The sequence below is a fragment of the Piscinibacter gummiphilus genome, from assembly GCF_002116905.1.
Lineage (GTDB): Bacteria > Pseudomonadota > Gammaproteobacteria > Burkholderiales > Burkholderiaceae_C > Rhizobacter > Rhizobacter gummiphilus.
In genome coordinates this window covers 4,912,332-4,938,704 of sequence record NZ_CP015118.1, presented here as the reverse complement: position 1 = coordinate 4,938,704, position 26,373 = coordinate 4,912,332, and the positions used below count along the sequence as shown (strand labels likewise).

Annotated in this window: 26 protein-coding genes; 15 read left to right on the top strand and 11 right to left on the bottom strand. The window is 68.9% G+C overall.

Annotated elements, in window-relative coordinates; translation table 11 throughout:
- Nucleotides 1–3 precede the first annotated feature (3 nt).
- Nucleotides 4–1,263, top strand: coding sequence for an RsmB/NOP family class I SAM-dependent RNA methyltransferase (locus tag A4W93_RS22585; RefSeq protein WP_085752749.1), 1,260 nt, complete (start codon nucleotides 4–6; stop codon nucleotides 1,261–1,263).
- Nucleotides 1,264–1,426: 163 nt separating this feature from the next.
- Nucleotides 1,427–2,650 carry a DesA family fatty acid desaturase gene (locus tag A4W93_RS22580; protein ID WP_085752748.1) on the top strand — a complete coding sequence of 408 codons (1,224 nt, stop codon included), beginning with the start codon at nucleotides 1,427–1,429 and terminating at the stop codon, nucleotides 2,648–2,650.
- A gap of 122 nt (nucleotides 2,651–2,772) precedes the next feature.
- On the opposite strand, the gene A4W93_RS22575 is transcribed toward A4W93_RS22580, so the two are convergent.
- The 4 genes from A4W93_RS22575 to trxB form a co-directional block, all read right to left on the bottom strand.
- Nucleotides 2,773–3,129 carry a hypothetical protein gene (locus A4W93_RS22575; protein ID WP_085752747.1) on the bottom strand — a complete coding sequence of 119 codons (357 nt, stop codon included), beginning with the start codon at nucleotides 3,127–3,129 and terminating at the stop codon, nucleotides 2,773–2,775.
- A 209-nt stretch (nucleotides 3,130–3,338) separates the two neighbouring features.
- Nucleotides 3,339–3,506 carry a 50S ribosomal protein L33 gene (gene rpmG / locus A4W93_RS22570; RefSeq protein WP_056664409.1) on the bottom strand — a complete coding sequence of 56 codons (168 nt, stop codon included), beginning with the start codon at nucleotides 3,504–3,506 and terminating at the stop codon, nucleotides 3,339–3,341.
- Nucleotides 3,507–3,521: 15 nt separating this feature from the next.
- Entirely contained in the window at nucleotides 3,522–3,755 is a 234-nt protein-coding gene (rpmB, locus tag A4W93_RS22565; protein WP_085752746.1) for a 50S ribosomal protein L28, read from the bottom strand.
- 209 nt (nucleotides 3,756–3,964) lie between these two features.
- Nucleotides 3,965–4,927 (bottom strand): thioredoxin-disulfide reductase, encoded by a 963-nt coding sequence (gene trxB, locus A4W93_RS22560; RefSeq protein ID WP_085752745.1) that lies wholly within the window; start codon nucleotides 4,925–4,927, stop codon nucleotides 3,965–3,967.
- Between the two features lie 188 nt (nucleotides 4,928–5,115).
- On the opposite strand from trxB, the gene A4W93_RS22555 reads away from it, so the two are divergent.
- From A4W93_RS22555 to A4W93_RS29885, 6 genes are all read left to right on the top strand, one after another.
- Nucleotides 5,116–5,781, top strand: coding sequence for a Crp/Fnr family transcriptional regulator (locus tag A4W93_RS22555; protein WP_085752744.1), 666 nt, complete (start codon nucleotides 5,116–5,118; stop codon nucleotides 5,779–5,781).
- Between the two features lie 144 nt (nucleotides 5,782–5,925).
- The gene (locus A4W93_RS22550; protein ID WP_085752743.1) at nucleotides 5,926–8,316 is read left to right on the top strand and encodes a DNA translocase FtsK; all 2,391 of its coding nucleotides are present in this window, start codon (nucleotides 5,926–5,928) and stop codon (nucleotides 8,314–8,316) included.
- A 20-nt stretch (nucleotides 8,317–8,336) separates the two neighbouring features.
- Complete coding sequence (gene lolA / locus A4W93_RS22545) at nucleotides 8,337–8,957, top strand: outer membrane lipoprotein periplasmic chaperone LolA (protein WP_174694892.1); 621 nt, start codon at nucleotides 8,337–8,339, stop codon at nucleotides 8,955–8,957.
- Between the two features lie 7 nt (nucleotides 8,958–8,964).
- Nucleotides 8,965–10,278, top strand: a complete 1,314-nt coding sequence (locus tag A4W93_RS22540; protein WP_085752742.1) for a replication-associated recombination protein A — start codon at nucleotides 8,965–8,967, stop codon at nucleotides 10,276–10,278.
- Nucleotides 10,279–10,363: 85 nt separating this feature from the next.
- Nucleotides 10,364–10,618, top strand: coding sequence for a helix-turn-helix domain-containing protein (locus A4W93_RS22535; RefSeq protein ID WP_085752741.1), 255 nt, complete (start codon nucleotides 10,364–10,366; stop codon nucleotides 10,616–10,618).
- A gap of 595 nt (nucleotides 10,619–11,213) precedes the next feature.
- A complete protein-coding gene (locus A4W93_RS29885; protein WP_157131753.1) occupies nucleotides 11,214–11,540 on the top strand; it encodes a hypothetical protein in 327 nt (108 codons plus the stop codon).
- 18 nt (nucleotides 11,541–11,558) lie between these two features.
- Here the strand turns inward: A4W93_RS29885 and A4W93_RS22530 are convergent, their stop codons facing one another.
- The 6 genes from A4W93_RS22530 to A4W93_RS22505 are packed head-to-tail and all read right to left on the bottom strand — an operon-like array spanning nucleotide 11,559 to nucleotide 17,279.
- Nucleotides 11,559–12,527, bottom strand: a complete 969-nt coding sequence (locus A4W93_RS22530; protein ID WP_085752740.1) for a phosphatidate cytidylyltransferase — start codon at nucleotides 12,525–12,527, stop codon at nucleotides 11,559–11,561.
- Nucleotides 12,524–13,174, bottom strand: coding sequence for a lysophospholipid acyltransferase family protein (locus A4W93_RS22525; protein WP_085752739.1), 651 nt, complete (start codon nucleotides 13,172–13,174; stop codon nucleotides 12,524–12,526). The genes A4W93_RS22530 and A4W93_RS22525 overlap by 4 nt, the downstream gene beginning before the upstream one ends.
- Before the next feature lie 16 nt (nucleotides 13,175–13,190).
- Nucleotides 13,191–13,607 carry a hypothetical protein gene (locus A4W93_RS22520; RefSeq protein WP_085752738.1) on the bottom strand — a complete coding sequence of 139 codons (417 nt, stop codon included), beginning with the start codon at nucleotides 13,605–13,607 and terminating at the stop codon, nucleotides 13,191–13,193.
- A complete protein-coding gene (locus tag A4W93_RS22515) occupies nucleotides 13,604–14,908 on the bottom strand; it encodes a phosphatase PAP2/dual specificity phosphatase family protein (RefSeq protein ID WP_085752737.1) in 1,305 nt (434 codons plus the stop codon). Before A4W93_RS22515 ends, A4W93_RS22520 begins: the two co-directional genes overlap by 4 nt.
- Nucleotides 14,905–16,677, bottom strand: a complete 1,773-nt coding sequence (locus A4W93_RS22510) for a bifunctional alpha/beta hydrolase/class I SAM-dependent methyltransferase (RefSeq protein ID WP_085752736.1) — start codon at nucleotides 16,675–16,677, stop codon at nucleotides 14,905–14,907. Before A4W93_RS22510 ends, A4W93_RS22515 begins: the two co-directional genes overlap by 4 nt.
- Entirely contained in the window at nucleotides 16,674–17,279 is a 606-nt protein-coding gene (locus A4W93_RS22505) for a CDP-alcohol phosphatidyltransferase family protein (RefSeq protein ID WP_085752735.1), read from the bottom strand. The genes A4W93_RS22510 and A4W93_RS22505 overlap by 4 nt, the downstream gene beginning before the upstream one ends.
- A 325-nt stretch (nucleotides 17,280–17,604) precedes the next feature.
- On the opposite strand from A4W93_RS22505, the gene A4W93_RS22500 reads away from it, so the two are divergent.
- Genes A4W93_RS22500 through A4W93_RS22485 form a run of 4 tightly spaced genes read left to right on the top strand, consistent with a single transcriptional unit; the run spans nucleotide 17,605 to nucleotide 21,136 of the window.
- Nucleotides 17,605–18,528, top strand: coding sequence for a branched-chain amino acid ABC transporter permease (locus tag A4W93_RS22500; RefSeq protein WP_085752734.1), 924 nt, complete (start codon nucleotides 17,605–17,607; stop codon nucleotides 18,526–18,528).
- Nucleotides 18,529–18,543: 15 nt separating this feature from the next.
- A complete protein-coding gene (locus tag A4W93_RS22495; protein ID WP_085752733.1) occupies nucleotides 18,544–19,638 on the top strand; it encodes a branched-chain amino acid ABC transporter permease in 1,095 nt (364 codons plus the stop codon).
- On the top strand, nucleotides 19,635–20,423 hold the full coding sequence (locus A4W93_RS22490) for an ABC transporter ATP-binding protein (RefSeq protein WP_085752732.1): 789 nt from the start codon (nucleotides 19,635–19,637) through the stop codon (nucleotides 20,421–20,423). Before A4W93_RS22495 ends, A4W93_RS22490 begins: the two co-directional genes overlap by 4 nt.
- Entirely contained in the window at nucleotides 20,420–21,136 is a 717-nt protein-coding gene (locus A4W93_RS22485) for an ABC transporter ATP-binding protein (RefSeq protein WP_169726579.1), read from the top strand. The genes A4W93_RS22490 and A4W93_RS22485 overlap by 4 nt, the downstream gene beginning before the upstream one ends.
- A gap of 7 nt (nucleotides 21,137–21,143) precedes the next feature.
- On the opposite strand, the gene A4W93_RS30140 is transcribed toward A4W93_RS22485, so the two are convergent.
- Nucleotides 21,144–22,520, bottom strand: coding sequence for a hypothetical protein (locus A4W93_RS30140; protein WP_169726578.1), 1,377 nt, complete (start codon nucleotides 22,518–22,520; stop codon nucleotides 21,144–21,146).
- A 144-nt stretch (nucleotides 22,521–22,664) separates the two neighbouring features.
- Between A4W93_RS30140 and A4W93_RS22480 the strand changes: the two genes are divergently transcribed.
- From A4W93_RS22480 to A4W93_RS22470, 3 genes are all read left to right on the top strand, one after another.
- Nucleotides 22,665–24,614 (top strand): PAS domain-containing hybrid sensor histidine kinase/response regulator, encoded by a 1,950-nt coding sequence (locus A4W93_RS22480; protein WP_169726577.1) that lies wholly within the window; start codon nucleotides 22,665–22,667, stop codon nucleotides 24,612–24,614.
- Nucleotides 24,615–24,688: 74 nt separating this feature from the next.
- Nucleotides 24,689–25,363: an SDR family NAD(P)-dependent oxidoreductase gene (locus tag A4W93_RS22475; protein WP_085752730.1), complete on the top strand. Its 675-nt coding sequence runs from the start codon at nucleotides 24,689–24,691 to the stop codon at nucleotides 25,361–25,363.
- Between the two features lie 56 nt (nucleotides 25,364–25,419).
- Nucleotides 25,420–26,220 (top strand): hypothetical protein, encoded by an 801-nt coding sequence (locus tag A4W93_RS22470; RefSeq protein ID WP_157131751.1) that lies wholly within the window; start codon nucleotides 25,420–25,422, stop codon nucleotides 26,218–26,220.
- Nucleotides 26,221–26,373: the final 153 nt, after the last annotated feature.

The following is a 26,373-nucleotide window of genomic DNA, read 5'->3' as shown; positions in this document are numbered from 1 at the left end:
CCCATGCACCCGAATGCCCTGCTTGAACTTTCCACCGATCTGCTGCACCAGGTGCTCCAGTTCCAGGCCCCCGCCGACCGCGTGGTGTCCGACTTCTTCCGCACCCACCGCGAGCTCGGTTCCCGCGAGCGGCACACGCTCGCCGAGACCACGTACGGCGTCCTGCGCCAGCGCCTGCTGTTCCAGCACCTGGCCCAGTCGGGCAAGGGCGAGATGGAACGGCGCCTCGCGCTGCTCGGCTGGCAGGGCAACGATGGTTTCCTGAAGGCGGCGATGTCCGAGCAGGAGCAGCAGTGGCTCGAGAAGGTGCGCCAGGTCGACACGGCCGCGCTGCCCGAGCGCCTGCGGCACAACCTGCCCGACTGGCTGGCCGAGCCGCTGCAGGCCGCGCTGGGCGAGGAGTTCTGGCCCCTGGTCGACGCGCTGAACAGTTCCGCCCCGCTCGACCTGCGCGTCAACACGTTCAAGGCGAAGCGCGAGGACGTGCAGGCGGCGTTGAAGGCCGGCGGCATCGAGTCCGAGGCCACGCCACATTCGCCTTGGGGCCTGCGCGTGCAGGGCAAGCCGGCGCTGAACAAGGCCGACACGTTCACGAAGGGCGAGGTCGAGGTGCAGGACGAGGGCAGCCAGCTGCTCGCGCTGCTGACCGACGCCAAGCGCGGCGAGATGGTGGTGGACTTCTGCGCGGGCGCGGGCGGCAAGACGCTGGCGCTCGGCGCCTCGATGCGCAACACCGGCCGCCTCTACGCCTTCGACACCTCCGGGCACCGCCTGGCGGCCCTGAAGCCGCGTCTGGCCCGCAGCGGGCTGTCGAACGTCTACCCGATCCAGATCGCCCACGAGCGCGACGACCGCATCAAGCGCCTAGCCGGCAAGATCGACCGGGTGCTGGTGGACGCCCCGTGCTCCGGCCTCGGCACCCTGCGGCGCAACCCCGACATGAAGTGGCGCCAGTCGCCCCAGTCGGTGGCCGAGCTGCAGGCCAAGCAGGAGGCCATCCTCGCCAGCGCGGCCCGGCTGCTCAAGCCCGGCGGCCGGCTGGTGTATGCCACCTGCAGCCTGCTGGACAGCGAAAACGAGGGCATCGCCGACGCCTTCACCGCCGCCCACGCCCGCGATTTCACACCCGTTCCGGCCGTCGAGGCCCTGGAAAAGGCCCATGCGGGCGGCGCCGGCGACCTGGTGCGCGGCCCCTACCTGCGGCTCTGGCCGCATCGGCACGGCACGGACGCGTTTTTCGCGGCCGTCTGGGAACGTCGCTGAAAATCGTTCAAAAGCGGCGAACCAACCGCCTTGACCTGCATCAAACCGGGGCTGGATCCGGTGAAGTGGCCCCCTGGAAACCCTTTGTTTTCAGTGGGTTGGCACTGCCTGTGTCCTTTACAATGGCCCACCCCGCCCGGTTTGGCGGTTTGAAAGACTTTTGATGAACGTTTTGTTGACCTTGAAGGACGCCCTGGTGGACTGGCTGGCCAACGGCCTGATCCAGACCACGTGGTGGCAGCTCGTGGTGATCACCCTCGTGCTGACCCACATCACCATCGCGTCCGTCACGATCTTCCTGCACCGGTCGCAAGCCCACCGCTCGCTCGACCTGCACGCGATTCCGTCGCACTTCTTCCGCTTCTGGCTGTGGCTCGCCACCGGCCAGGTCACGAAGGAGTGGGTCTCCATCCACCGCAAGCACCACGCGAAGTGCGAGACCAAGGACGACCCGCACAGCCCCTACACGTACGGCATCAAGAAGGTGCTGACGGAAGGCGCCGAGCTGTACCGCGCCGAAGCCAAGGTCCAGGAAACCAAGGACAAGTTCGGCCACGGCACGCCCGACGACTGGATCGAGCGCAATCTCTACAGCCGCTACACCTGGCAGGGCGTGGGCCTCATGCTCATCATCGACCTGGCCCTGTTCGGCGCCGTGGGCCTGACCGTGTGGGCCGTGCAGATGGCCTGGATCCCCGTCACCGCCGCCGGCATCATCAACGGCCTCGGCCACTGGTGGGGCTACCGCAACTTCGAGGCGCCGGACGGCAGCACGAACCTGACGCCGTGGGGCATCATCATCGGCGGCGAAGAGCTGCACAACAACCACCACACGTACCCCACGTCGGCCAAGTTCTCGATCAAGCCGTACGAGTTCGACATCTGCTGGGGCTACATCCGCGCCATGGAAATGGTGGGCCTGGCCAAGGTCCGCAAGACCGCGCCGGTGCTGCGCACGGGCGCCATCAAGCCCGTGGCTGACTCGAAGACGCTCGAGGCCATCATCGCCAACCGCTACGAGGTCATGGCCAAGTACGCGCGCAACCTGCGTGAAGCCTGCGGCGGCGAGATCAAGCGCCTGAAGGCCGACGGCGCCGCCAGCGCCGCGTCGCTCGCGAACATGCAGCTCGCCAAGCGCTGGCTGCACCGCGACGAGGACAAGATCCCCGCGCACCTGAAGGCCCAGGTCGCCAGCGCGATGGCGCAGACGCCGGCCCTCGAGAAGCTCGTGACCATGCGCGAGGAACTGCGCCAGCTGTGGACCCGCACGAACGTGTCGGCCGAACAGCTCGTGGTCGACCTGCAGGCCTGGTGCCGCAAGGCCGAAGAAAGTGGCATCGCCGCGCTGCAGGAGTTCTCGCTGAAGCTGAAGGCGGCGCACGCCTGAGGCCCTTCCGGCAGAAACGACAAAGCCCGCTTCGAGCGGGCTTTTTCTTGGCTGCGTCTTTTCTTGCGCCTGCGTCTGGCCTCTGCGCTGCCCGCCGGAGTGCCTGGCGGGCGGGTGTGCGCTCAGTTCGTGGTGGCGTACCGCACGAGGGCGTTGACGGTCACCATGGGTGCCTGACCCTCGCGCACCAGCAGCTGGGCGACCGCGCGGTCGTCGACCGTGCCGTAGGGCTTGCCGTCGAGGGTCAGCTGGCCGTCCTGTGCGCGCAGCTCGTGGCCGGCGGCGTGGACCGTGCCGTTGAGGCCCTTGAACGAACCCGAGGCCACTGAACCGTTGGCACCCGCGCTGCTGGACGAGCTGGCCTGGCGGCCCATGCTCGAGGCGGCCTCGGCGTGGCAGGCCGCGAGTGCACCCACGGTGACCAGCAGGGACGCGAGACGCGCGGCGGTGTGCAGCGGGCGGGGGATGCGAATCGACATGGGGTCTCCGGAGGGGGCAGGGGCACCATGCCCTTGACCGATCCCGATTCTGTGATGCACCGCACGCTGCTGCACCCGGGACTTCCACGGGGTTCGTGTCGGAGGAACCCTAGGCTCTGTCGCCCAGGCTCCTGCGTCCGGACAACAAAAAACCCACCGGGCTTTCGCCGGGTGGGCTTTCTGGGTGTGGTGCGAGGACCGAGCGCGGATTACCGCAGCTTCGTTTCCTTGTACATCACGTGCTTGCGCGCCTTGGGATCGAACTTCATGATTTCGATCTTTTCGGGCGTGGTCTTCTTGTTCTTGTCGGTCGTGTAGAAGTGACCGGTGCCCGCAGAAGATTCGAGCTTGATTTTTTCGCGTCCGCCTTTAGCCATGATCTGCTCCTAGTTTCAGAGTTCGCCGCGAGCACGCAGGTCGGCGACGACCTGGTCGATGCCCACCTTGTCGATCAGGCGCAGCGCAGCGTTCGAGATGCGCAGGCGCACCCAACGGTTTTCGGTTTCCAGCCAGAACCGACGGTAGTGCAGGTTCGGGAGGAAACGACGCTTGGTCTTGTTGTTGGCGTGGGAAACATTGTTCCCCGACATCGGGCGCTTACCCGTGACTTGACAGACGCGTGCCATGACGCTTCTCCGTGTGTATCTCGTTTCAGGCATAGCGCCTAGAGCAAGTGTTTTCGCACTTGGTGGGCGCCCTTCGAAGGTCGGGCCGATCGAGTCAGCAGGGGATGCAACACCCGCGATGACCCGCAAACATCCGAACCGTTTTCGGCAAAGACGCTGATTATAGACTGCTTTTTGGCGTCAAGCCAAGCGTGTCTTTGCCGGACCGATCAGACCGCCCCGGCCTGCTCCAGGAAACGCTGGGCGTCGAGGGCAGCCATGCAGCCCGTGCCGGCGCTGGTGATGGCCTGGCGGTACACGTGGTCCTGCACGTCGCCCGCGGCGAAGACGCCCGGCACGGTGGTCATCGTGGCGAAGCCGTTGAGGCCGCTGCGCGTGACGATGTAGCCGTCCTTCATCTCGATCTGGCCCTTGAAGATGTCCGTGTTGGGCTGGTGGCCGATGGCGATGAAGCAACCCTTCACGGCCAGGTCCTTCGTGCTGCCGTCGGTGGTGCTCTTCAGGCGCACACCGGTGACGCCGGTCTGGTCGCCCAGCACTTCGTCGAGCGTGTTGAACACGTGCAGCTGCATCTTGCCGGCGGCGACCTTGTCGTGGAGCTTGTCGACGAGGATGGCTTCGGCGCGGAACTTGTCGCGGCGGTGGATCAGGTGCACCTTGGCGGCGATGTTCGACAGGTAGAGGGCTTCCTCGACGGCCGTGTTGCCGCCGCCCACCACGCAGACCTCCTGGTCGCGGTAGAAGAAGCCGTCGCAGGTGGCGCAGCCGCTCACGCCACGGCCCATGAAGGCTTCCTCGGACGGCAGGCCGATGTACTTGGCGCTGGCGCCGGTGGCGATGATCAGGGCGTCGCAGGTGTAGGTGCCGGAGTCGCCCTTGAGGGTGAACGGGCGCTGCGAGAAGTCGACCTGGTTGATGTGGTCGAACACGATCTCGGTCTTGAAACGCTCGGCGTGCTCGAGGAAACGCTGCATCAGCTCGGGGCCCTGGACGCCCATCACGTCCGCCGGCCAGTTGTCCACCTCGGTGGTGGTCATCAGCTGCCCGCCCTGGGCGATGCCGGTCACGAGCATGGGCTTCAGGTTGGCGCGGGCCGCGTAGATGGCGGCGGTGTAGCCGGCGGGGCCGGAGCCGAGGATCAGGACTTGGGCGTGCTTCGGGGTGGTGCTCATGGCGTTCTCAGGGACGTCGCGGGAGGATCGGCGAATGTTTTTCCGGACCGGGAGTTTGACATGGGGGCCAAACCCATTGGCGTCAAATCCGCTAATGGTGACAATACGCAAAATTTTTCCAAGCGTTAAGTTTTCACGCTTGAGTCCGATACCCTGGCAGATAGACCGACAAAGAAGGAGTGACTTCGATGGCCATGTTGTCCAACTTGGACCTGATCCGGCGTGTGCCGCTGTTTTCCCTGCTCACCAACGAGCAGGCGACGGCCATTGCCGACAGCGTGGTGAAGCGCCGTTTCCGGCGTGGTGAAATCGTGGTGGAACACGGCAAGAAGTCCAACGCCCTGTTCATCCTGCTCACCGGGCGCGCCCGGGTGCTGACGTCCGACTCCCGCGGCCGCGAGGTGATCCTCGCCGTGCTGCACCCGGGGCACTACGTCGGCGAGATGAGCCTGATCGACAACGAACCCCACTCGGCGACGGTGCGTGCCGAGGTGCAGACCGACATGCTGATCCTCGGTCGCGCGGAGTTCGCCCGCTGCCTGCCCGAGAACTCCAGTCTGTCCTACGCGATCATGCGCGGCCTCGTGCAGCGCCTGCGCAGCGCCGACCGCCAGATCGAGTCCCTGGCCCTGCTGGACGTGTACGGCCGCGTGGCCCGTTCGCTGCTCGACATGGCCGAGGACGACGGCGAGGTCAAGATCATCCGCAACAAGGTCTCCCGCCAGGATCTGGCCAAGATCGTGGGCGCGTCCCGCGAGATGGTCAGCCGGGTGATGAAGGACCTGGAAGACCGCGGGATGGTGGAGACCCAGGAAAACGGGTCCGTCATCATCAAGGAACGCCTGACGGGCTGATTCGCTTCGGCGGTCGGTGGATCCCGGCGTTCGCCGGGATGACCGGACGTGTGTGTCACCCCGACGAAAGTCGGGGCCCACCGCTCGCCGGCGCTCGGTGCACTTGCTTGCAGCAGTCCGGTGCAGATGCGCGACAATGACGGAATGACTTTTCCGCTCGGTTCGTTGCAGGCAGACGAAGACGGCGTCGTGCCGCCGCCGGCCAAGGCCCCCAAACCCCGCAAGCCCAAGGCCGAGAAGGTCGCCGCGCCGCCGCTCGCGACGCCCGTCTCGGTCGCGTCGCTGCGCACGCAGTTCGCCGTGATCGTCGGCGGCGTGCTGTGGCTGCTCGCACTCCTCGCCCTCGCCACGCACCATGCGGGCGACGCCGCGTTCTCCACGTCCGGCAGCAACGCGCTGCCGCTGAACAAGGTCGGGGCGCTGGGCGCCTGGTTCTCCGACCTCGCCTTCGTGCTGCTCGGCTACTCGTCCTGGTGGACGTTGCTGATCGCGCTGCGCGTTTGGCTGGGTTCGCTCGCGCGCCTGCTGCGCGGCGCCGAACACGCCGACCACGCGCCGCCCGCGCAGCCGCGCTGGTGGATCTGGGCGGGCACGGCGCTGCTGCTGTGCTCCAGCGCCGCACTCGAATGGACCCGCCTGTACCACTGGGAGGCGTCCCTCGCCGGCGGCCACGCCGGTGGTGTGCTGGGCTACCTGCTCGGCCCCCTCAGCATGAAGCTGCTGGGCTTCGCCGGCTCGGGCGTGCTGTGGATCACCGGCCTCGTCGCCGGCGTCGCGCTCGCCTTCCGCTTCTCGTGGCTGCACCTCGCCGAGAACATCGGCGCGTGGGTCGAGTCGTGGCGCGAGAAACGTGTCGAGCGCATCGAACGCGCGGAAGACCACCGCATCGGCGAGAAGGCCACGCGTGAGCGTGAGCTGGTGGTCGAGGTCGAGCACCAGCTGCAGGAAGACCACGCGCCCATCCTGATCGAGGCGCCGGTCATCGAGGTGCCCAAGTCCGAGCGGATCGTGAAGGAGCGGCAGAAGCCGCTGTTCACCGAACTCACCGACACGAAGCTCCCGCAGGTGGACCTGCTCGACGCGCCCCCGGGCCGCCAGGAGACCGTGACGCCCGAGACGCTCGAGATGACCTCGCGCCTCATCGAGAAGAAGCTCAAGGACTTCGGTGTCGAGGTGCGGGTCGTGGCGGCCTCGCCCGGCCCCGTGATCACGCGCTACGAGATCGAACCCGCCACCGGCGTGAAGGGCTCGCAGATCGTGGGCCTCGCGAAGGACCTGGCCCGGTCGCTCAGCCTGATCAGCATCCGCGTGGTCGAGGTGATCCCGGGCAAGAACTACATGGCGCTCGAGCTGCCGAACGCGCGCCGCCAGATGATCCGCCTGTCGGAGATCCTGGGCTCGGCCGTCTACAACGACGCGTCGTCGCAGCTCACCATGGGCCTCGGCAAGGACATCGTCGGTGCTCCGGTCGTGGCCGACCTCGCGAAGATGCCGCACTGCCTCGTGGCCGGCACCACCGGTTCGGGCAAGTCGGTGGGCATCAACGCGATGATCCTCAGCCTGCTCTACAAGGCCGAGGCGCGCGACGTGCGCCTCATCCTCATCGACCCGAAGATGCTCGAGATGAGCGTCTACGAGGGCATCCCGCACCTGCTGGCGCCGGTCGTCACCGACATGAAGCAGGCGTCGAACGCGCTCAACTGGTGTGTCGGCGAGATGGAACGCCGCTACAAGCTGATGAGCAAGCTGGGCGTGCGCAACCTCGCCGGCTACAACAAGAAGATCGCCGACGCCGTCGAGCGGGGCGAGAGCATTCCGAACCCGTTCAGCCTGACGCCGGAACAGCCCGAGCCGCTCGAGCGCCTGCCGTTCATCGTCGTGGTGATCGACGAACTCGCCGACCTGATGATGGTGGTGGGCAAGAAGATCGAGGAACTGATCGCCCGCCTCGCGCAGAAGGCGCGGGCGGCCGGCATCCACCTGATCCTCGCCACGCAGCGTCCGAGCGTCGACGTGATCACCGGCCTGATCAAGGCCAACATCCCGACCCGCCTGAGCTTCCAGGTCAGCAGCAAGATCGACAGCCGCACCATCCTCGACCAGATGGGCGCGGAAGCCCTGCTGGGCATGGGCGACATGCTCTACATGGCCTCCGGCACCGGCCTGCCGGTGCGGGTGCACGGCGCCTTCGTCAGCGACGACGAGGTGCACCGTGTCGTCGACTACTTGAAGGAACAGGGCGGCGAACCCAACTACATCGAAGGCATCCTCGAGGGCGGGGTGCTGGGTGACGGCGGCGCCGACGGCGAAGTGCCGGTGGGTGAGGGCGGCGGCGAGGGCGACGCGATGTACGACCAGGCCGTGGCCGTCGTGCTGCAGCACCGCCGCGCGTCCATCTCGCTCGTGCAGCGCCACCTGCGCATCGGCTACAACCGCGCCGCGCGCCTGCTGGAACAAATGGAAAAGTCCGGACTCGTAACGAGCATGGCCACCAACGGCAACCGCGACCTCATCGTGCCCAAGCGCGACGAGTGACCCGCCAGCCCCCGCCCCGCATGAACACACCGTTCCTGAAGTCCCTGGCCGCGGCCGGCCTGCTGCTGGCCAGCATGGCCGCCCGCGCCGATGCCGTCGACACGCTGCGCGAGTTCGTGCGCGACGTGAAGTCCGGCAAGTCCGCGTTCTCGCAGGTCGTCACGTCGCCTGACGGCAAGAAGAAAAAGACGTCGTCCGGCGAGTTCGAGTTCCAGCGCCCGAACCGCTTCCGCTTCGCGTACCTGAAGCCCTTCGACCAGGCCATCGTGGCCGATGGCCAGAAGGTGTGGATCTACGACAAGGACCTGAACCAGGCGAGCTCCCGCAAGATGAGCGCGGCCATCGGCGCCACGCCGGCCGCGCTGCTCGCCGGCGGCGACCTCGACAAGGACTTCGACCTGAAGCCCCAGCCCGACCGCAACGGCCTGTCGTGGGCCCAGGCACTGCCGCGTTCGAAGGACGGGCAGTTCCAGTCCATCCAGATCGGCTTCAAGGGCAAGCAGCTCGCGGCCATCGAGATCGTCGACAGCTTCGGGCAGCGCTCCGACCTGACCTTCACCGACCTGCAGACCAACGTCGCGGTCGACCCCGCGCACTTCCGCTTCGTGCCGCCGGCCGGCGCCGACGTGCTGGAGCAATAAGCCCTTCATGGCCGACCTGTTCGACTCCGCCCCGGCGGCGCCGCTGGCCGAGGCGCTGCGCCCGGCCAACCTCGACGAGGTGATCGGCCAGTCGCACCTGATCGGCCCCGGCAAGCCGCTGCGCCTCGCGTTCGAGTCGGGCAAGCCGCATTCGATGATCCTCTGGGGGCCGCCGGGCGTCGGCAAGACCACGCTCGCGCGGCTGACCGCCAGCGCCTTCGGCTACGAGTTCATCGCGCTGTCCGCTGTGTTCTCGGGCGTGAAGGACATCCGCGCGTCGATGGAACAGGCCGAGCACAACCTCGCGCTCGGCAAGAAGACCATCCTGTTCGTCGACGAGATCCACCGCTTCAACAAGAGCCAGCAGGACGGCCTGCTGCCGTTCGTCGAGTCGGGCCTCGTGACCTTCGTGGGCGCCACCACCGAAAACCCGTCGTTCGAGGTCAACTCCGCGCTGTTGTCGCGCGCCCAGGTCTACGTGCTGCAGGCGCTGACCGACGACGAGCTGAAGCAGCTCGTCGAACGCGCCCGCGAGACGGTGCTGACCCACCTCACGTTCGAGGGCGCCGCCATCGACACGCTGGTGGGTTACGCCGACGGCGACGCCCGCCGCCTGCTCAATCTGCTCGAACAGACGGGCACGGCCGCCCGCGCGGCGAAGGTCGACGTGATCGACCCGGCTTTCCTGCAGAACGCGCTGACGCTCAACGCCCGGCGCTTCGACAAGGGCGGCGACAACTTCTACGACCAGATCTCCGCACTGCACAAGTCGGTGCGCGGGTCCAACCCCGATGCCGCGCTGTACTGGCTCACGCGCATGCTCGACGGCGGGGCCGACGCGAAGTACCTGTCGCGCCGCATCGTGCGCATGGCGTGGGAAGACATCGGGCTTGCCGACCCGCGGGCCATGCAGCTCGCCAACGACGCGGCCACCACGTACGAACGGCTCGGGTCACCCGAGGGCGAACTGGCCCTCGCGCAGGCCGTGATCTACCTCGCCATCGCGCCGAAGAGCAACGCCGGGTACAACGCGTACAACGCGGCGCGGGCCTTCATCAAGCGCGACAAGTCGCGTGAGGTGCCCATCCACCTGCGCAACGCACCCACGAAGCTCATGAAGGAGCTGGGGCACGGGAAGGCGTACCGGTACGCGCACGACGAGCCGGGGGCGTATGCCGCGGGCGAAACCTACCTGCCGGACGGCATGGCGGAACCCGGGTGGTACCAGCCGGTGCCGCGCGGGCTCGAGGTCAAGATCGCGGAGAAGCTGGCGCACTTGCGGGACCTGGACGATCGGGCGCGAGGGGTGGGGGAAGACTAAGGCGAGGCTCTTGCCTCTTCGGCGGGGAGAAGGTATCGAATGTGATACCCTGGCGACTCGAAGTATCACATTCAATACTTTTGCCATGGGTGACTTCGAATCCAATCTTGTAGTCCTGGGACGTCGCCTCAAGGCGATGCGTCAGGAGCGTGGCTTGCGCTTGGTCGACGTGGCGGCAATGGCTGGGTTGCCCCGCCTCAAGGTCATCCATGTGGAGTCTGGCCGTCCGGGAGTGGCAGCCTCCTCATACGCGCGGGTGGCTGCCGCGCTGGGTGGACAACTTCAGGTGATTCCGGCCCAACGCCCCACGCTGGAAGAAATCGCCGAACTTCTGGGGTGATGTTGTGAGACCGCGGTTGCGGAAGTGACGGCCGTGGGCTCTGGCGTTTGGGGAAAACGAGACGAACTCAAAACACTCGTCATCCCGGCGAAGGCACATTGCTGTCCGGGGAAAAAACGGGAGATCGGCGACAGGCCCGATCCCGAGCGGGATGCAACGCATCTGCCGATGTCGTGACTCGATCGCATCGCAAAAACAAGCTGTCATCCCGGCGCAGGCCGGGACCCTGGGCGCTGTACCCCGCTCAGGCTCCAGAAAGTCCTCCGCGATGGCTTGCTGCCCTCGTGCCGAGGCGCAGTGTCTCGATGTTCAACGCCGCGCATCCGACAAGGCCGAGGGTCCCGGCCTGCGCCGGGATGACAAGTATTTTGAGGGCGTCTGGTTTTCCCCGAACAGCAATGGGCGAAGGCCGGGACCCACTGCAGGCGTCGAACGTGCGTGGTGTCGAGTGATCTGGCGTGGAGTTTTCTCTTCGGGTGAGGCCGCGCCGGGTCTCGGCCCGGCAGCCGACCCACTTTCTCACGCGAGAAAGTGGGCAAAGAGCGCCCCCGATCCGGCGGTCCTGCCCGGCTTCGCCGGCCAGGACTGCTCTGCGATGCTCGCGGCTTGGGGCTTCGCCCACAACTCGCCCTTCGGGCTCAAACAAGTGGGCTCGACCGCCGCTACGCGGCGGCAACCCCAAGCCGCTGCGCTTCTCGACGCCTCCAACGGGGGATTCAACAGCGCCGGCTCGCTTCGCATCGTGCTTGATGAGGCGCACATCGCCTGCGGCGATGTGCAGCCCCACAATCGAATTCGAGGTGGCCAGGCTGCGCTGCCGATCGAGTCGACGGGAGCTCGATCGGCCCGGCTGGCCCTGTTCATCAGGGATGTCTGCGACCGAGCCGGTTTTCCCTGGCAGCAATGGCGTCTGGTTCAGTGAGAGAAGCCCCATTCTTTGTCACGGCGTCCACCAGTACCGCACCACGTGGAAGAACATCGGCGCCGCGAACACCACCGAGTCGAGCCGGTCCAGCATCCCGCCGTGCCCCTCGATCATCGCGCCCCAGTCCTTCACCCCGCGGTCCCGCTTGATGGCCGACATCACGAGCCCGCCGAGGAACCCCATCAGGCAGATGCCCAGCGACACGAGCGCCGCCTGCCACGGGTTGAACGGCGTGCACCAGTAGAGCGCCGAGCCGAGCGCGGTGGCCGACGCGATGCCGCCCACGAGCCCGCCCACCGTCTTCGACGGCGACAGCGTGGGCGCCACCTTGCGCTTGCCGATCAGCTTGCCCCACACGTACTGCAGCACGTCGCTGCCCTGAACGACCATGATCAGGTACGCGATCAGCAGCAGGTTGCGGCCCTCGTAGCCGGGGATGTCGAGCGTGAGCAGCGCGGGCAGGTGGGACAGGCAGAACACGCAGATCATCAGCCCCCACTGCATCTTCGCCGTGCGTTCGAGGAAGCGGTTGGTGTCGCCGCCGAAGCTCGCGAGGATCGGCATGATCAGGAACACGTGCACCGGGATGAAGATCGAGTACAGCCCGTACCACTCGATCCAGATCAGGTAGTACTGCAGCGGCAGCGCGACGTAGAACATCAGCGCGAGCACGAGGTGGTCGGCCGTGCGGGTGTAGGTCAGCGTGACGTACTCGCGCAGCGCGGCGAACGACATGAACAGGAACAGCAGGATCACGCCGGTCTTGCCGAACGCGAACGACAGGCTGACCAGCAGCACCATCACCCACCACGCCTTGATGCGGCTGTTGAGGTTGTCGATGACCCCGTGCGGCTGGCCGTGGGCCACGCGCCACTTCAGCAGGCCGCCGATGACGGACGCGACGATCAGCACGCCGAGCACGGCGACGAAGAGCCACTGGGTCTGGGCCTCGAACGGCGCCGTCTGCGAGGGAGAGTAGCTCATGCGTCGATGCTTTCGGCGGGGCGAAGGGCCAGCACCGCGGCTTCGGCACGGCGCAGGAAGGTGTCCTTGTCCTCGTCGGCCCCGACCGAGAGCGGTTCGCCGTAGGTGACGCTGCACACCATCGGTACGGGCAGCCACTGCCCCTTCGGGATCACGCGGCGGATGTTGTCGATCCACAGCGGGACCAGTTCGACACCGGGCGAGCGGCGGCCCAGGTGGAACAGGCCGCTCTTGAACGGCAGCAGCGGCGCGTCGGTGGTGTTGCGCGTGCCTTCGGGGAAGATGATCAGCGACTCGCCGTGGCTCAGCGATTCGGCCATCAGGTCCACCGGCGTCGGTTCACCGGGCTTGGGTTGCCGGTCGATCAGCAGCGCGTTGAACACGCTGCGGCCGATGAAGCGGCGCAGCGCCGAGGCAAGCCAGTAGTCCTGGCCGGCCACCGGCCGCGTGATGTCGCGGATCGGGCCGGGCAGCGTGGTCCAGATCAGCACGAAGTCGCCGTGGCTGCCGTGGTTGCCGAAGTAGATGCGCTGGGTCTGGCGGGGCAGCGTGCCGCGCCAGATGGGGCGCACGCCGGTCAGCGCGCGCGCGAAGAACATGATCAGCTCACCGACCACCACGCCGGGCAGCCGTTTCAGGGTCGTCATTCGAGGAAGTCTCCGTTCAGCACCACGCGAGGATCGCCAGCAGGACGATCAGGGCGGTGGCCACGGTCTGCCACCGGTAGAGCCGCCGCGCGCCGGCGAGGCGAGGCGCGAGGGGCCGGCCGGCCTTCGAGGCCGGCACGGACAGGGTCTGCCGCAGGCCGGCGTCGAGGTCGTCGAGGCTCGCGAGCGACCCGGTGGCCAGTCGGTCGAACAGCCGCGCGTCGAGCGCGACCCGCACCGCGAGGAACCGTTCGAACACGGCGAGCGGCACGAGCAGCAGCACCGGGTGCGGTGCGCCACCGGTGGCGAGGCCGGCCAGTGCCGCGGCCACCGCGAACCACGCGACGATGCCGACGGCCGTCGACGTGGCGAGCCAGTCGGCACACACGGCGCAGGCCGCCCGTTCGGCCGGGGTCAGGGGCTGGGAACTCATCGCACGTCCTTTCCCTGGTCGACGGCTTGCGAGATCACCGCGAGCAGCCCGGGCCGTAGCACCACCTGGGGCCGCACCTGGCGCAGCAGCGCCACGGCTTCGTCGACCGTGCGGCAATGGCCGTACACGCAGAGCCACGTGGCCACGACGGCCGAGCTGCGCGAGAAACCGAGCGCGCAGCTGACCAGCACCGGCCCGTTGCGCGAGGCCTTCTCCACCGACCGCGCGGCGTTCAGCAGGTGCTCGGGGCTCGGGTCGGTCAGGTCGAGCCAGCCGTGCGAGCGGGCGCCCTTGTGGTGGAAGCCGAGTTCGGCGGTGACGTCCACCACCTGCCCGAAGCGGCGGTGGTCGCCGTCCCACGGCAGCGGCAGGCGGCCGAGCCACACGTCGCGGTCACCCACCTGGTTGCTGCCGGGCAGCCCGATGGTCCAGGCGCGCGCGTTGAGCCACGCGGCCACGCGGTACGGCCAGAACAGCAGCCGCGCGGCGATGCTGTGGTGGCCGTTCTCGCGTTTCTGGAAACCCTGTTCGCCGAGCGCGGCGTAGCACAGCGCCACGAGCGTGAGCGACGCGGCCGGCCAGTAGAACCACCACCAGGCCCGTCCGAGCCCGGCGAGCAGCACGCAGGCGAACGCGCCGAGGGCGTAGAAGAACGCGATGCGGCGCCGCTGCGCCGACACGCCCCACTGCCACATCGGCCGCTCGCCCTCGAGCGGCCACAGCCACAGGCACAGCGCGCCGGCCAGCAGGCCGGTGGGGATGTCGATGAAGTGGTGCTGGTAGGTGGTGAGAACCGAGATGCCGATCAGCGCGCTCCACACGTGCAGCACCATCTTCCACGCGCCGTGCAGGCGCTGCCGGTAGAAGTCCCACAGGATCAGCAGCAGCACGATGTGCAGCGACGGGGCCTGGTTGTAGGGCAGGTCGAAACCGGCGAGGGCGTCGAACAGCTGGCCGGCCCAGCCGTCCACCGGCGGGCGCGGCGTGGAGAACTTCAGCGGGAACAGCAGGAAACACACGACGCAGATCACCTGCGCCGTCAGCAGCCGCAGGCCCTGGCGGTTCAGCTCGAGCCGCGTGCGGCACACGAGCAGCGACAGCCCGTAGAAGAAGTCGATGGACCAGTACGGCAGGATGGTCCACGGCCACAGCGGGATGTGCCGCTCCCAGTCGAACACGATGCTCGGCACCACCGCGTGCGCGGCGGCCTGGTGGTTCGCGAAGCCGTAGGTCAGGAAGAACAGCGGCCCGAGGACGAGCAGCCAGACGAGCCCCGGCTTCCAGAGCGGCGGCAGGGTCATCGGGGTTCGCGCACGGCCATCGAGACCGTGAAGATGCCCCACTCGTCGATGCGCTGCGTGACCTTGCGGAAGCCCGCGGCGGCCACGAGCTGGTCCATCTCCTGCTGGGTGCGGCGGCGCATCACCCAGGCCACGCCGTCGCGGTGGCTCGTCAGTGCTCGCGCGATGAGCTCCAGCTGCGGGTGCCACGGCTGGCCCGTGTAGACGAGGCAGCCACCGGCCGGCATCGCGTCGGCGAGGCCGGCGAGCGAACGCTCGAGCATCGCGTTGTCGGGGAACAGTTCGTACAGGCCCGACACCACGGCGACCGTGGGCGTGGGCTTCGCGCGTGCAAGGCTCGCGCGGTCGAAGGCGTCGGCCTTCTCGAACGTGGCGATCTCCTGCAGGCCGCGGCTGACGATCAGCGTGGCGCCGTCGCGCACGTTGATGTCGCTGTAGTCGCGCAGACGCACCGAATCGGGCTGGATCGGGCTCTGGTTCACCGCGTCGAGCACGTAGCGGCCGTGGCCGGCGGCGATGTCGATGAGGTTGAGCGGCAGGCCGTTGTCGCGCGTGGTCTGCATCGCCAGCTGCAGCAGCTCCTCGACGTGGACCTTGCGCTGGCGGATGCCACGCCAGCCGATCGAGTTCAGGTACTGGCGGTCCATCAGCCGGCCGATGGGGCCCGCGCCCTGCGGCGTGTTGCGGTACACGTAGTCGAGCGTGCTGCCCGAGTCGTGGCCCGTGTCACGGCCGATCTGCAGGCCCTTCGACAAGGGTGCCGCCCACTTCAGGCTGGCGCGGGTGGTGTTCCAGTAGATGCCGCGCGGGCTCAGCGGGGAGAGCGGTTCGGCGAGCGCACGGGATTCGTCGAACGTGAAGCCGCGCTCATGGGCATCGCGCACGTCGACGACCCGCGGGGCCTCGGCGAAACGCTGCTCGATGAACGTGCGGATCTTCGCGACGGCCGGCGCGCGGTCGCGTTCGCCGAGGGTGTCGTGGTAGAAGCCCGGCAGCTCGTGGCATTCCTTGACGGGGCTGCCGAGGCGCTCGAAGAACTGGTGCTGGGGTTTCGCGTGCACCACCCAGTCGGCGCCCGAGATCAGCAGCTGCAGCGGCACCGTGATGGCGCCCGCGTCGGCCACCACACGTTCGGCGGCTTCATACAGGCCCAGCAGGATGTTCGACGAGATGGGGCGCGTGATCAGCGGGTCGGTGTCGTAGCTCGCGATGCGCTCGGGGTCGTGCGTGAGGAACTTCGCCTTCACGTAGCTGTTGACGAAGAAGTTGCCGCGCAGCGCCATCATCAGCTTGATGCCGGTGCGCGCGAACGGCACGTACAGCTTCACCTTGAAGGCCGGCGACGCGAGCGTCACGCCGCGCACCTGCGGCGCGTAGTCGTGCAGCCAGGTGGACACGAGCACCGCGCCCACGCTCTGCGCGACCACGTACGTGTCTTCCGGGCGCACCTGGTGGTCGGCCCCGAGGTGGGCCATGAAGGTCTGGATGTCGCGCACCGAGGTGCCGAAGCTCGGGCTGAACCCGCGCGCGCCGGGCGAGCGGCCGTGGCCGCGGGCGTCCCACGCGAAGAAGTCGAAGCCGGGCAGGTCGAGTTCGTCGACGAGGTGGGCCATGCGGCCCGAGTGCTCGTGGCCGCGGTGGAACAGCACGACCACGCCGCGGCGCGGTCCGTCGGTGGCGGGCCAGTGGCGGTAGAACAGGTCGACGCCATCGTGGGTCTTGAACTGGTGCTCCTGCACCGGTCGGCGCGTCAGCGCGGCAACACTCATCGGATTTCCTGGAGGCCCGAACGCACGCGCCGGACCACGGTGAAAGCGGTCAACCCGACCGCCAGGGGAATCAGCCAGCCCATCCAGGCCGGCAGGGGATGCCACAGCGCCACGGCGAGGCCGAGGGTGCCGATCAGCACGGCCCGGTCGCTCTTGCCGAAGGGGCCGTCGTAGCGGCGCGAGGCGCCGACCGTCTGCCCGAGGATGCCGGCCATCTCCGACAGCGCGGCAGCGAGGATGAAGGCGCCGACCCAGAACGGATCGAACGGCGCGAGGTGCGCGAACGGCAGGTACAGCGCGGCGTCGGACACCACGTCGGTCAACTCGTTCAGGTAGGCGCCGAGGTTCGAGCGCTGGCCGAACTCGCGGGCGAGCATGCCGTCGAGGGCGTTGAAGGCCATGCGAACGAAAAACCAGACGGGCAAAAGCGCAAAAGCGCGGGAATCCGGCACCAGGTAGAGGCCGAGCCCCAAGGCCACGGAGACCGCGCAGGCGAACAGGGTCACCTGGTTGGCGGTGACGCCGGCCCGGAACAGGGCGCCGGCCAGGGGGCGGAGCAGGTTCTGGAAGGCCGGCTTGAGCTGGTAGATCGAGAGTGCCATCGTATCGGGATCGCGCGGCTGCGTATCGAACCGCGTCGTGATCCCCGTTTCCCCGTGTGTATTCGTGGCCGGAGAATACCCGGGTTCATGCGCTGGACATGTCCTCCCTAAGAGGGGAGCATGCGCATAGTCCCTTGGGATGAGGGGGAGCCCGCCGTGGTGTTTCTGCTTACTCCGCGGCCCGGTGTCCCCACTAGAATCCGCCGCCAATGAGGAGCGTTCGGCCGTTCTTTAGTGCCGAAACGCAGCCATGGCAGTGTTTTTGCTACAAGAAGCCGACCGCCCTCGGGCGCCCACACTTGATTCGCAGGAAAACACACATTCGATGGACACCTTCATTCAGCAGATGATCAACGGGCTGGTGCTAGGCAGCGTCTACGCCCTCATCGCCCTCGGGTACACCATGGTGTACGGCGTGATCAACCTGATCAACTTCGCGCACGGAGAGGTCCTCATGATCGGGGCCGTCACGGCCTGGACCGTGGTCACGGCCCTCTCGGGCACCGGCTGGCCGGGGTGGCTCCTGATGCTCATCGCGCTGCTCGCCGCCATGGTGGTCTGCGCCATCCTCAACTTCGTCATCGAGAAGCTGGCCTACCGGCCGCTGCGCAACGCGCCGCGCCTGGCCCCGCTGATCACCGCCATGGGCATGTCGCTGCTGCTGCAGACCCTCGCCATGATCATCTGGAAGCCGAGCCCGAAGCCGTTCCCGATCCTGCTCGACGCGCACCTCTACAACATCGGCGGTGCCGTCATCAACACGGTCCAGATCCTGATCCTCGTGGTCACGGTCATCACGCTGTTCGGCCTGATGTTCCTGGTCAACAAGACCCGCATCGGCCGCGCCATGCGCGCCACGGCCGAGAACCCGAAGGCCGCCGCGCTGATGGGCGTGAACCCTGACACGGTGATTTCCTTCACGTTCGTGATCGGCGCGGTGCTCGCTGCGCTCGCCGGTGTGATGTACGCCGCGAACCTCGGCACGGTGCAGCACACCATGGGCTTCCTGCCCGGCCTCAAGGCCTTCACGGCGGCCGTGTTCGGCGGCATCGGCAACCTGGCCGGCGCCATGGTGGGCGGCGTGCTGATCGGGGTCATCGAGGCCCTGGCCGCCGGCTACATGGGCGTGCTGACCGGCGGCGTGATCGGCAGCGACTACAAGGACGTCACCGCCTTCGTCGTGCTGATCCTCGTGCTGACGCTGCGCCCGCAGGGCCTGCTCGGCGAACGCGTGGCCGACCGCGCCTGACCGGAGTTCCACACCATGCAACTCCGCAACCAGACCCTGCTGACCTTCGTCGGCGCCGCCATCGCGCTGTTCATCCTGCCCCTGATCGTGCAACCCTTCGGCCCCGGCTGGGTGCGCATCATCGACAGCGCACTGCTGTACGTGCTGCTGGCCCTCGGGCTCAACATCGTGGTGGGCTACGCCGGCCTGCTCGACCTCGGCTACGTCGCGTTCTACGCGGTGGGCGCCTACCTGTTCGCGCTGCTCGCGTCGCCACACCTGACGAACCAGTTCCCGGCCCTCAAGGAATACTTCCCGAACGGCCTGCACACCTCGCTCTGGATCGCGATTCCGCTCGGGGCCTTCGTGGCCGGCGTGCTGGGCGTGCTGCTCGGGGCGCCCACGCTGAAGCTGCGCGGTGACTACCTCGCCATCGTGACCCTCGGCTTCGGCGAGATCATCCGCGAGATCGTCACCAACCTGAACAAGCCCATCAACTTCACGAACGGCGCGCAGGGCCTGTCCGACATCGATTCGGCCCGGTTCTTCGGCTCGGACCTGAACAAGACGAAGGAGATCTTCGGCATCGAGATCCCGGGCGTCACGCAGTACTACTACATGTTCCTGGTGCTGGTGCTGATCAGCGTGTTCATCTGCTACCGGCTCGAGCGCTCGCGCATCGGCCGTGCGTGGATGGCCATCCGGGAAGACGAAGTGGCCGCGAAGGCCATGGGCATCAACACCCGCAACATGAAACTGCTCGCCTTCGGCATGGGCGCCACCTTCGGCGGCGTGTCGGGCGTGATGTTCGCCACCTTCCAGCGGTTCGTGTCGCCGGAATCGTTCGCACTGAACGAGTCGGTGATGATCGTCGCGATGGTGGTGCTGGGCGGCATGGGCCACATCCCCGGCGTGATCGTCGGTGCGCTGCTGCTCGCCGCACTGCCCGAGACGCTGCGCTACGTCGCCGGCCCGCTGCAGGAGATGAGCGGCGGGCGCCTGGACGCTTCCATCCTGCGGCAGCTGCTGATCTCGCTCGCGATGATCGGCATCATGCTGTCGAGGCCGCGAGGGTTGTGGCCGGCCCCCGAACACGGACGCAAGGGTGCGCCGAAGGGAGGCCAGGCATGAGCAACGCCGTCCTCGAAGTCTCGGGTGTCTCGAAGCGGTTCGGCGGCCTGCAGGCCCTGTCGGACGTCAGCATCCGCATCCAGCCCGGCCAGGTGTATGGCCTGATCGGCCCCAACGGCGCCGGCAAGACCACGTTCTTCAACGTCATCACCGGCCTCTACACGCCCGACAGCGGCAAGTTCCTGCTGGGCGGCCAAACCTACGAACCCACCGCGGTGCACGAGGTCGCGAAAGCGGGCATCGCGCGCACGTTCCAGAACATCCGCCTTTTCGCCGACATGACCGCTCTCGAGAACGTGATGGTGGGGCGCCACGCGCGCACCCACTCGGGCCTGATCGGCGCCGTGTTCCGCACGAAGACCTTCAAGGACGAGGAAGCCGCCATCGAGGCCCGCGCCCGCGAACTGCTGGCCTACGTCGGCATCGAGGCCTTCGCCGAGTACAAGGCCCGCACGCTGAGCTACGGCGACCAGCGCCGGCTCGAGATCGCCCGGGCGCTGGCCACCGATCCGAAGCTGCTGGCGCTCGACGAGCCCGCGGCCGGCATGAACGCCACCGAGAAGGTGGTGCTGCGCCAGCTCATCGACCGCATCCGCAACGACGGGAGGTCGGTGCTGCTGATCGAACATGACGTGAAGCTCGTGATGGGCCTGTGCGACGGGGTCACGGTGCTCGACCACGGCAAGCAGATCGCCGAGGGCACGCCAGCGCAGGTGCAGTCGAACGAGGCGGTGATCGAGGCCTACCTGGGCTCCGGCCACGGCCAGAAGGCGGTGGCGCCATGAGCGGCACGCTGCTGATGAAGGTGGATGACCTGCACGTCTCGTACGGCGGCATCCAGGCGGTCAAGGGCATCTCGTTCGAGGTCTTCGAGAACGAGGTGGTGAGCCTGATCGGCGCCAACGGCGCCGGCAAGAGCACCACGCTGAAGGCCGTCACCGGCCTGCAGCCCATCAAGTCGGGCTCGGCCACCTACCTCGGCCGGGCCATCGGCGGGCAGGGCGCGTGGAACCTCGTGCCCCAGGGGCTCGTCATGGTGCCGGAAGGCCGTGGCACGTTCACGCGCATGAGCATCGAGGAGAACCTGCTGATGGGCGCGTTCATCCGCAAGGACGCGGACGTCGACGCCGACATCGACAAGGTCTTCGCGCTGTTTCCCCGCCTGAAGGAGCGCCGCAAGCAGCTCGCCGGCACGCTGTCCGGCGGCGAGCAGCAGATGCTCGCGATGGGCCGCGCGCTGATGTCCCGTCCGAAGCTGCTGCTGCTCGACGAACCGTCGATGGGCCTCTCGCCCATCATGGTCGACAAGATCTTCGAGGTGGTCGAGTCCATCGCGAAGCAGGGCGTGACCGTGCTGCTCGTCGAGCAGAACGCGAGCCGCGCGCTGCAGCTGGCCGACCGCGCCTACGTGATGGAGTCCGGCGAGATCACGATGAAGGGCGACGCGAAGGCGCTGCTGGTCGACCCGAAGGTGCGCGCGGCCTACCTCGGCGAGTAGGCCGGGTTCAGCCCTCCGGCGGGCGATCGGCGCGGTGCACGAACCCGTCGGCCGTGAGGCCGAGGGGGTCGGCATCGTGTGAGTGGGTGCCCGGTCCGTTGGTGATGCCGGCGGCCAGCCACCGGCCGCCTTCGACCACCAGCGAGCGCAGCTGCAGCTGCCGCGGGCCGTCGGCCCACGCGTTCAGCCGGCCGACCTGCCCGCTGTCGGCATCGATGGTCACGAGCAGCGGTGTGGTCACCTCCGAGATGCTCGCGCCCGCTGGGTTCTGCACGTAGCCCGCCGTGCCGCAGGCGAGCCACCGGCGGTTCGGCAGCGGAGCGATGTCGAACAGCACCTCGCCGCGGTCGACGTCGACGAGCACCGGCGCGGCGGTGAGGGCGGAGGGGCCCGCGAAGGCCGCGAAGGCGTTCCAGCCGGAGCCGTCCGCCACCACGGCGGAACGCACGCGCCCGGCCACGGCCACCTCGCCCGCCGACCACCGCAGCGCGTGCAGTTCGGTGATCTGCCCCGTGTCCACCACGGTGGTGCCCACGCGCTGCCCGTCCGCGGTGAGGCGGGTGATGAGCACGCCGTGCCGTGCGGTCACGGGTTCTCCGAAATGCCAGGCATGCGCCTCCATCACCGCGTTGTGGCCGCCGACCCCGGCCACGCCGACGACCACGCCGCCGTCGGTGGCCACGTCGACGTGCACGCGCAGGTGGTTCTCCAGCTGTCCGAAGGTGTCGAAGCTGCCCCCGGACAGGAACCGGCCCATCGCGGTGCTGCCCGGTTCGACGAGGGTGCGCCACGCCGTCGTCCAGCCGGTGGCCGAGCGGGCGAGGCGGTAGGCCACCACGGCGTTGCGCCCGGTGCGCAGCACGAGGGCCAGGTCCTCGCCGAGGGGCGCGAGTCGGGCGGCGTCGCGCATCAGGTACGGCTGCAGCGAGGTGGGGTCCTCGATGCCACCGAGGTCGAAGTACGGGTCGGTGGCCGCGGCCGCATCGGTGAACGGCTGGTCGGCGACGACGACCGCGCGGACGTCGAGGCGCACGAGGCGCACGGTCTTGCGCTGGGTCAGCACCACGGAGGTCTCGCCGGACGGGTGGGCCGCGGCATCGACGATGGACCAGTCCGCCGGCGCGGTGTAGCGCCCCATGACGCCCCAGTCGGGCGTCAGCAGCACCACCTGGCGCTGCGGCCCCTGCTCGTGGATGGACACGAGCCGCTCCTCCAGCACCACCAGGCCGGGGCCGCCCCGGCGCACCTTCACGGCGGCCCGGCCGGTGACGGCGTGTTCGTACGCGGCCGGCGGGTCGGGCTCGCCGCCGCCGCAACCGGCGAGGCCAACGGCCAGCAGGGTGGCGAGGACGTCTCGCCGCGTGGGGTGATGGGGCTGAGTCATGGCGGGATCGATTCAGAGCGAATGGGCCCCGCGGAGCTTAGGGCCGGATCGTGGCGGCGTCCTCCACCCCGATGGGGGAGGCCGCGGGCTGCGCTACGATGCATCCGCGCGGCGCATTCCGACGTCCCCCATTCCACCGCACCCATGAGCGAAGCTGGTCGAGTCCTGAGCTGGTCCAAGGCGCCGTGGCACGCGTCGCTCGCGCCGACGCTGCCGCTCGACCCGCGGCTGATGAGCCAGCTGCTGCAGCACATCGCCACGCGCGTGGCCGTCGTCGACCGCGACCTCCGCTACGTCTGGGCCAACGCCCAGGCCCTCGCCTTCATGGAACTGCCGGAGGAGGAGGTGATCGGGCACCACCTGTCCGAGGTGCTCGATCCGGCACTCTACGAAAGCTTCGTGCCGCTCTTCGAACGGCTGTTCGCCGGCGAGTCGCTGCACCTCGAGGGCTGGGTCGACTACGAGCGCCAGGGCCGCCGCTACCGCGAGCAGGACCTGGTGCCGTACGTGGACGAGGAGGGCGAGGTGGTGCTCGTCGTGGTCTGCGGGCTCGACCACACCGAGGCGCGCATCGGCGAGCTGCAGCTCGCGGAGAAGCAGCGCCAGCTCAAGGCGAGCGAGGCGCTCAAGGCCGCGGTGTTCGACAACGCGCTGGCGGCGCTGGTCTCCACGGACCACACCGGCAGCATCGTCGAGTTCAACCCCGCGGCCGAGACCATGTTCGGCTGGCGGCGTGCCGACGTGATCGGGCGCAAGGTGGGCGAGCTGCTCATTCCCGAACGCCACCGCCGTACCTACTGGAACGAGATCCCCGGCATGCTGGGCCGGCGCGTGGAGCTGGAGGCCCGGCGCGCCGACGGCCGCGAGTTCCCCATCGAGATGGTGATGTGGCGCACCGAGGCCGACGGCACGGTGTTCTTCACGGCGTCCTTCGCCGACCTGTCCGAGCGCTACGCGGCGGCCCGCCAGATCGAGCAGCAGCGCGAGGCGCTGCGCCAGGGCGAGAAACTCACGATGATGGGCAGCCTGCTGGCCGGCGTGGCCCACGAGCTGAACAACCCGCTGGCCGTGGCGATGGGCCGCGCGCTGCTGCTGCAGGAACGCGCGGCCGACCGGCCCGACCTCGTGCAGGAGGCCCGCCGCATCCACGACGCCACCGACCGCTGCGCGCGCATCGTGCGCACCTTCCTGAACATGGCCCGCAGCCGCCCGGCCGACCGCCAGCCGGTCGACCTGAACCAGGTGGTGCGCGGCGCGGCCGAGATGCTGGGGTACGCGTACCGCAGCAGTGGCGTGGACCTGGCGCTCGCGCTCGACCCCGCGCTGCCCGAATTCAGCGGCGACCCCGATCAGTTGTGCCAGGTGGTGCTGAACCTGCTGGTCAACGCCCAGCATGCCGTGTCGATGGCGCCGGCCCCCCGCGTCGTGCGGGTGAGCACCGCCAGCGATGGCCCCACCGTGAGGCTGCAGGTCGACGACAGCGGGCCGGGCGTGCCGCCGGACGTGGCCGCGCGCCTCTTCGAACCGTTCTTCACGACGAAGGCCGAAGGCGTGGGCACGGGCCTCGGGCTGTCGGTGTCGCGGTCGGTCGCGCGGGAACACGGCGGCGACCTGGTGCTCGGTGACCCGTCGGCGCTCGGCGGCGCGAGCTTCCGCCTGACGCTGGCGGCGCCGGAGCAGGTGATCGCGGCCCAGCCCGAACCCCCGGAGGCCGCGGGTGACGAACCGGCCTGCACCCGCGTGCTGGTGGTCGACGACGAATCGGAGATCGGGTCGATGGTGCGCGACATGCTCGAGTCCGGTGGCCACGAGGTGGCCACGGCCGAATCGGGTGCCGTCGCGCTCGCGCTGCTCGACCACGCCCGCTTCGACGCCGTGCTGTGCGACCTGCGCATGCCCGACATGGACGGCCGCGCGCTGTGGCGCGAGATCGCGCGCCGCCATCCCCACCTCGCGCGCCGTGTGCTGTTCACCACCGGTGACACGCTGTCGGCCGAGGCCCACGAGACGCTGATGGTCTCGGGCTGCGCGAGCCTCGACAAGCCGTTCACGAAGGCGGAGCTGCTGCGGCGCGTGGCCGGCATCGTGGGCTGATCCACGCCAGGCGGGCTGGACACGCCGCTGCACGCGGCGAGAATGAGGGCATCGCCACCCTGCAGCCGCCCACCATGCCCAACGCCGCGCCCCGCACCGTCGTGATCACCGGCGCTGCCGGCGCCCTGGGCCAGGCGGTGGCCGCCGAGCTGGGCCCCGGCAACAACCTCGTGCTGATCAACCGCCACCTCGCCGAGGCACCGCACGGCGTGCTGTCGCTCGCGGCCGACGTGACCTCGGACACGGCCATGGCCCATGCCGCGAGCCTGATCGCCCGCCGCTTCGGCAGCGTCGAGATGCTCGTGCACACGGCCGGCGGGTTCGAGATGGGCGAGCCGGTGAACGAGCTGTCGCGCGCCACGTGGGACCGCCTGATGGACCTCAACGCGTGGTCCTTCGTGACCGTGACGAAACACCTCGTGCCGCTGATCCGCGGCGGCTCGGGCGGCAGCATCGTCGCGGTGTCGGCGGCGTCCGCCGCGGCGGGCGATGCGTACAAGGGCGCCTACGCGGCCTCGAAGGCCGCGCTGCAACGGCTCGTGGAGTCGCAGGCCGCGGAGTTGCGCGGGGAGGGCATCCGGGTCAACAGCGTCGCGCCCACCGTGCTCGACACCCCGGCCAACCGCGCCGCGATGCCCGATGCCGATCCCGCGGGCTGGACCCCGCTGCCCGACGCGGCCCGGGCCATCGCCTTCCTGCTCTCGGACGCGGGCCGGGCGGTGACCGGGCGCCACGTGGTGCTCGGCTGACATTTGCTCACGTCGGCAAGTGACCCGGGCGGCTAAGCTCGCCCCATGAGACCAGGATGGGGAGCGCCAACCGCGGGCGCCGGGAGATGAACGCGCGGGTCACCCGGGTCACGGCCGCCCTGCAAGGCTGGATCGCGCAGCGTCCTGGCGAGGCCGTCCTCGTGGCGGCTGCCGCGGTGCTGGCATTCGCCGTGGCGGCATGGCCTTCGGGCCGCCACACGCTTGCCGATCCGCGTCCGCTCGGCCCCTCGGCCTACGCCTCGGTCGACGCGCTGGCGCACTCCTTCGCCACCGACACGGTCTGGCGCGCGTTCGACCTGCGGTTCCCCGGTGCCACCCGCCAGGCCGCCGACGCGGCCTGGGCCGCGCGGCAGCGGGGCGCCGACGACCGCGACATGATGGCGGCCGCCCGCCAGGTGCAGCACGGCCTCGTGGGCATCGCGCTCGCGACGGCGCCCGACCCGCTGCTCGAACAGCACGCCGAACTGACCCGCCGCACGCTCGCGATCGCGTCCGAGGCCGGCCCGCTCGTGTGCCGGGCCGCCCTCGACGGCTCGCTCGACCTCGCGGTGCTGCTGCCCGCGCCACTGGTGAAGGCCGACGCCACCTTCAAGGTGCTGCTGGCATCGACCCCGGCCCGGCGCGGCAAGCCGCTGTCTCCCGGCGCCGTGTTCCGCGCGCTGCAGCCGGTGTTGCTCGCGCTGACGCCGGCGCAGGTGGCGCTGCTCCGGTCCGCCGGCGAGGTCCGGGCCTCGGGCGGCGCCCGGTGCGAGGCCATGGGCGCGTTCTACGGCGCGGTGGCCCGCTTGCCGGCGGAGCGGCGGCGCCTCGCGCTGCGGGCGGCGCTGCAGCGCTGAACCGGGACCACGCCTCCATCTGACGAATCGCGGCATCCGGGGCGGGAAATTGTCCGGGAAGGCGCCACGAACGGTCCGGCATGAGGGGCTGGACGGGGTGAAGGCGCGTGGTCCGCAACTTGCGCCAGGCGGCGCTGCCCACTCCCCCTGATC

Bases quoted from the DNA above. Each gene is read 5' to 3' on its own strand.
- A4W93_RS22585 (WP_085752749.1), top strand. From the start codon at position 4: ATGCACCCGAATGCCCTGCTTGAACTTTCCACCGATCTGCTGCACCAG.
- A4W93_RS22580 (WP_085752748.1), top strand. From the start codon at position 1,427: ATGAACGTTTTGTTGACCTTGAAGGACGCCCTGGTGGACTGGCTGGCC.
- A4W93_RS22575 (WP_085752747.1), bottom strand. From the start codon at position 3,129: ATGTCGATTCGCATCCCCCGCCCGCTGCACACCGCCGCGCGTCTCGCG.
- rpmG (WP_056664409.1), bottom strand. From the start codon at position 3,506: ATGGCTAAAGGCGGACGCGAAAAAATCAAGCTCGAATCTTCTGCGGGC.
- rpmB (WP_085752746.1), bottom strand. From the start codon at position 3,755: ATGGCACGCGTCTGTCAAGTCACGGGTAAGCGCCCGATGTCGGGGAAC.
- trxB (WP_085752745.1), bottom strand. From the start codon at position 4,927: ATGAGCACCACCCCGAAGCACGCCCAAGTCCTGATCCTCGGCTCCGGC.
- A4W93_RS22555 (WP_085752744.1), top strand. From the start codon at position 5,116: ATGGCCATGTTGTCCAACTTGGACCTGATCCGGCGTGTGCCGCTGTTT.
- A4W93_RS22550 (WP_085752743.1), top strand. From the start codon at position 5,926: ATGACTTTTCCGCTCGGTTCGTTGCAGGCAGACGAAGACGGCGTCGTG.
- lolA (WP_174694892.1), top strand. From the start codon at position 8,337: ATGAACACACCGTTCCTGAAGTCCCTGGCCGCGGCCGGCCTGCTGCTG.
- A4W93_RS22540 (WP_085752742.1), top strand. From the start codon at position 8,965: ATGGCCGACCTGTTCGACTCCGCCCCGGCGGCGCCGCTGGCCGAGGCG.
- A4W93_RS22535 (WP_085752741.1), top strand. From the start codon at position 10,364: ATGGGTGACTTCGAATCCAATCTTGTAGTCCTGGGACGTCGCCTCAAG.
- A4W93_RS29885 (WP_157131753.1), top strand. From the start codon at position 11,214: ATGCTCGCGGCTTGGGGCTTCGCCCACAACTCGCCCTTCGGGCTCAAA.
- A4W93_RS22530 (WP_085752740.1), bottom strand. From the start codon at position 12,527: ATGAGCTACTCTCCCTCGCAGACGGCGCCGTTCGAGGCCCAGACCCAG.
- A4W93_RS22525 (WP_085752739.1), bottom strand. From the start codon at position 13,174: ATGACGACCCTGAAACGGCTGCCCGGCGTGGTGGTCGGTGAGCTGATC.
- A4W93_RS22520 (WP_085752738.1), bottom strand. From the start codon at position 13,607: ATGAGTTCCCAGCCCCTGACCCCGGCCGAACGGGCGGCCTGCGCCGTG.
- A4W93_RS22515 (WP_085752737.1), bottom strand. From the start codon at position 14,908: ATGACCCTGCCGCCGCTCTGGAAGCCGGGGCTCGTCTGGCTGCTCGTC.
- A4W93_RS22510 (WP_085752736.1), bottom strand. From the start codon at position 16,677: ATGAGTGTTGCCGCGCTGACGCGCCGACCGGTGCAGGAGCACCAGTTC.
- A4W93_RS22505 (WP_085752735.1), bottom strand. From the start codon at position 17,279: ATGGCACTCTCGATCTACCAGCTCAAGCCGGCCTTCCAGAACCTGCTC.
- A4W93_RS22500 (WP_085752734.1), top strand. From the start codon at position 17,605: ATGGACACCTTCATTCAGCAGATGATCAACGGGCTGGTGCTAGGCAGC.
- A4W93_RS22495 (WP_085752733.1), top strand. From the start codon at position 18,544: ATGCAACTCCGCAACCAGACCCTGCTGACCTTCGTCGGCGCCGCCATC.
- A4W93_RS22490 (WP_085752732.1), top strand. From the start codon at position 19,635: ATGAGCAACGCCGTCCTCGAAGTCTCGGGTGTCTCGAAGCGGTTCGGC.
- A4W93_RS22485 (WP_169726579.1), top strand. From the start codon at position 20,420: ATGAGCGGCACGCTGCTGATGAAGGTGGATGACCTGCACGTCTCGTAC.
- A4W93_RS30140 (WP_169726578.1), bottom strand. From the start codon at position 22,520: ATGACTCAGCCCCATCACCCCACGCGGCGAGACGTCCTCGCCACCCTG.
- A4W93_RS22480 (WP_169726577.1), top strand. From the start codon at position 22,665: ATGAGCGAAGCTGGTCGAGTCCTGAGCTGGTCCAAGGCGCCGTGGCAC.
- A4W93_RS22475 (WP_085752730.1), top strand. From the start codon at position 24,689: ATGCCCAACGCCGCGCCCCGCACCGTCGTGATCACCGGCGCTGCCGGC.
- A4W93_RS22470 (WP_157131751.1), top strand. From the start codon at position 25,420: ATGGGGAGCGCCAACCGCGGGCGCCGGGAGATGAACGCGCGGGTCACC.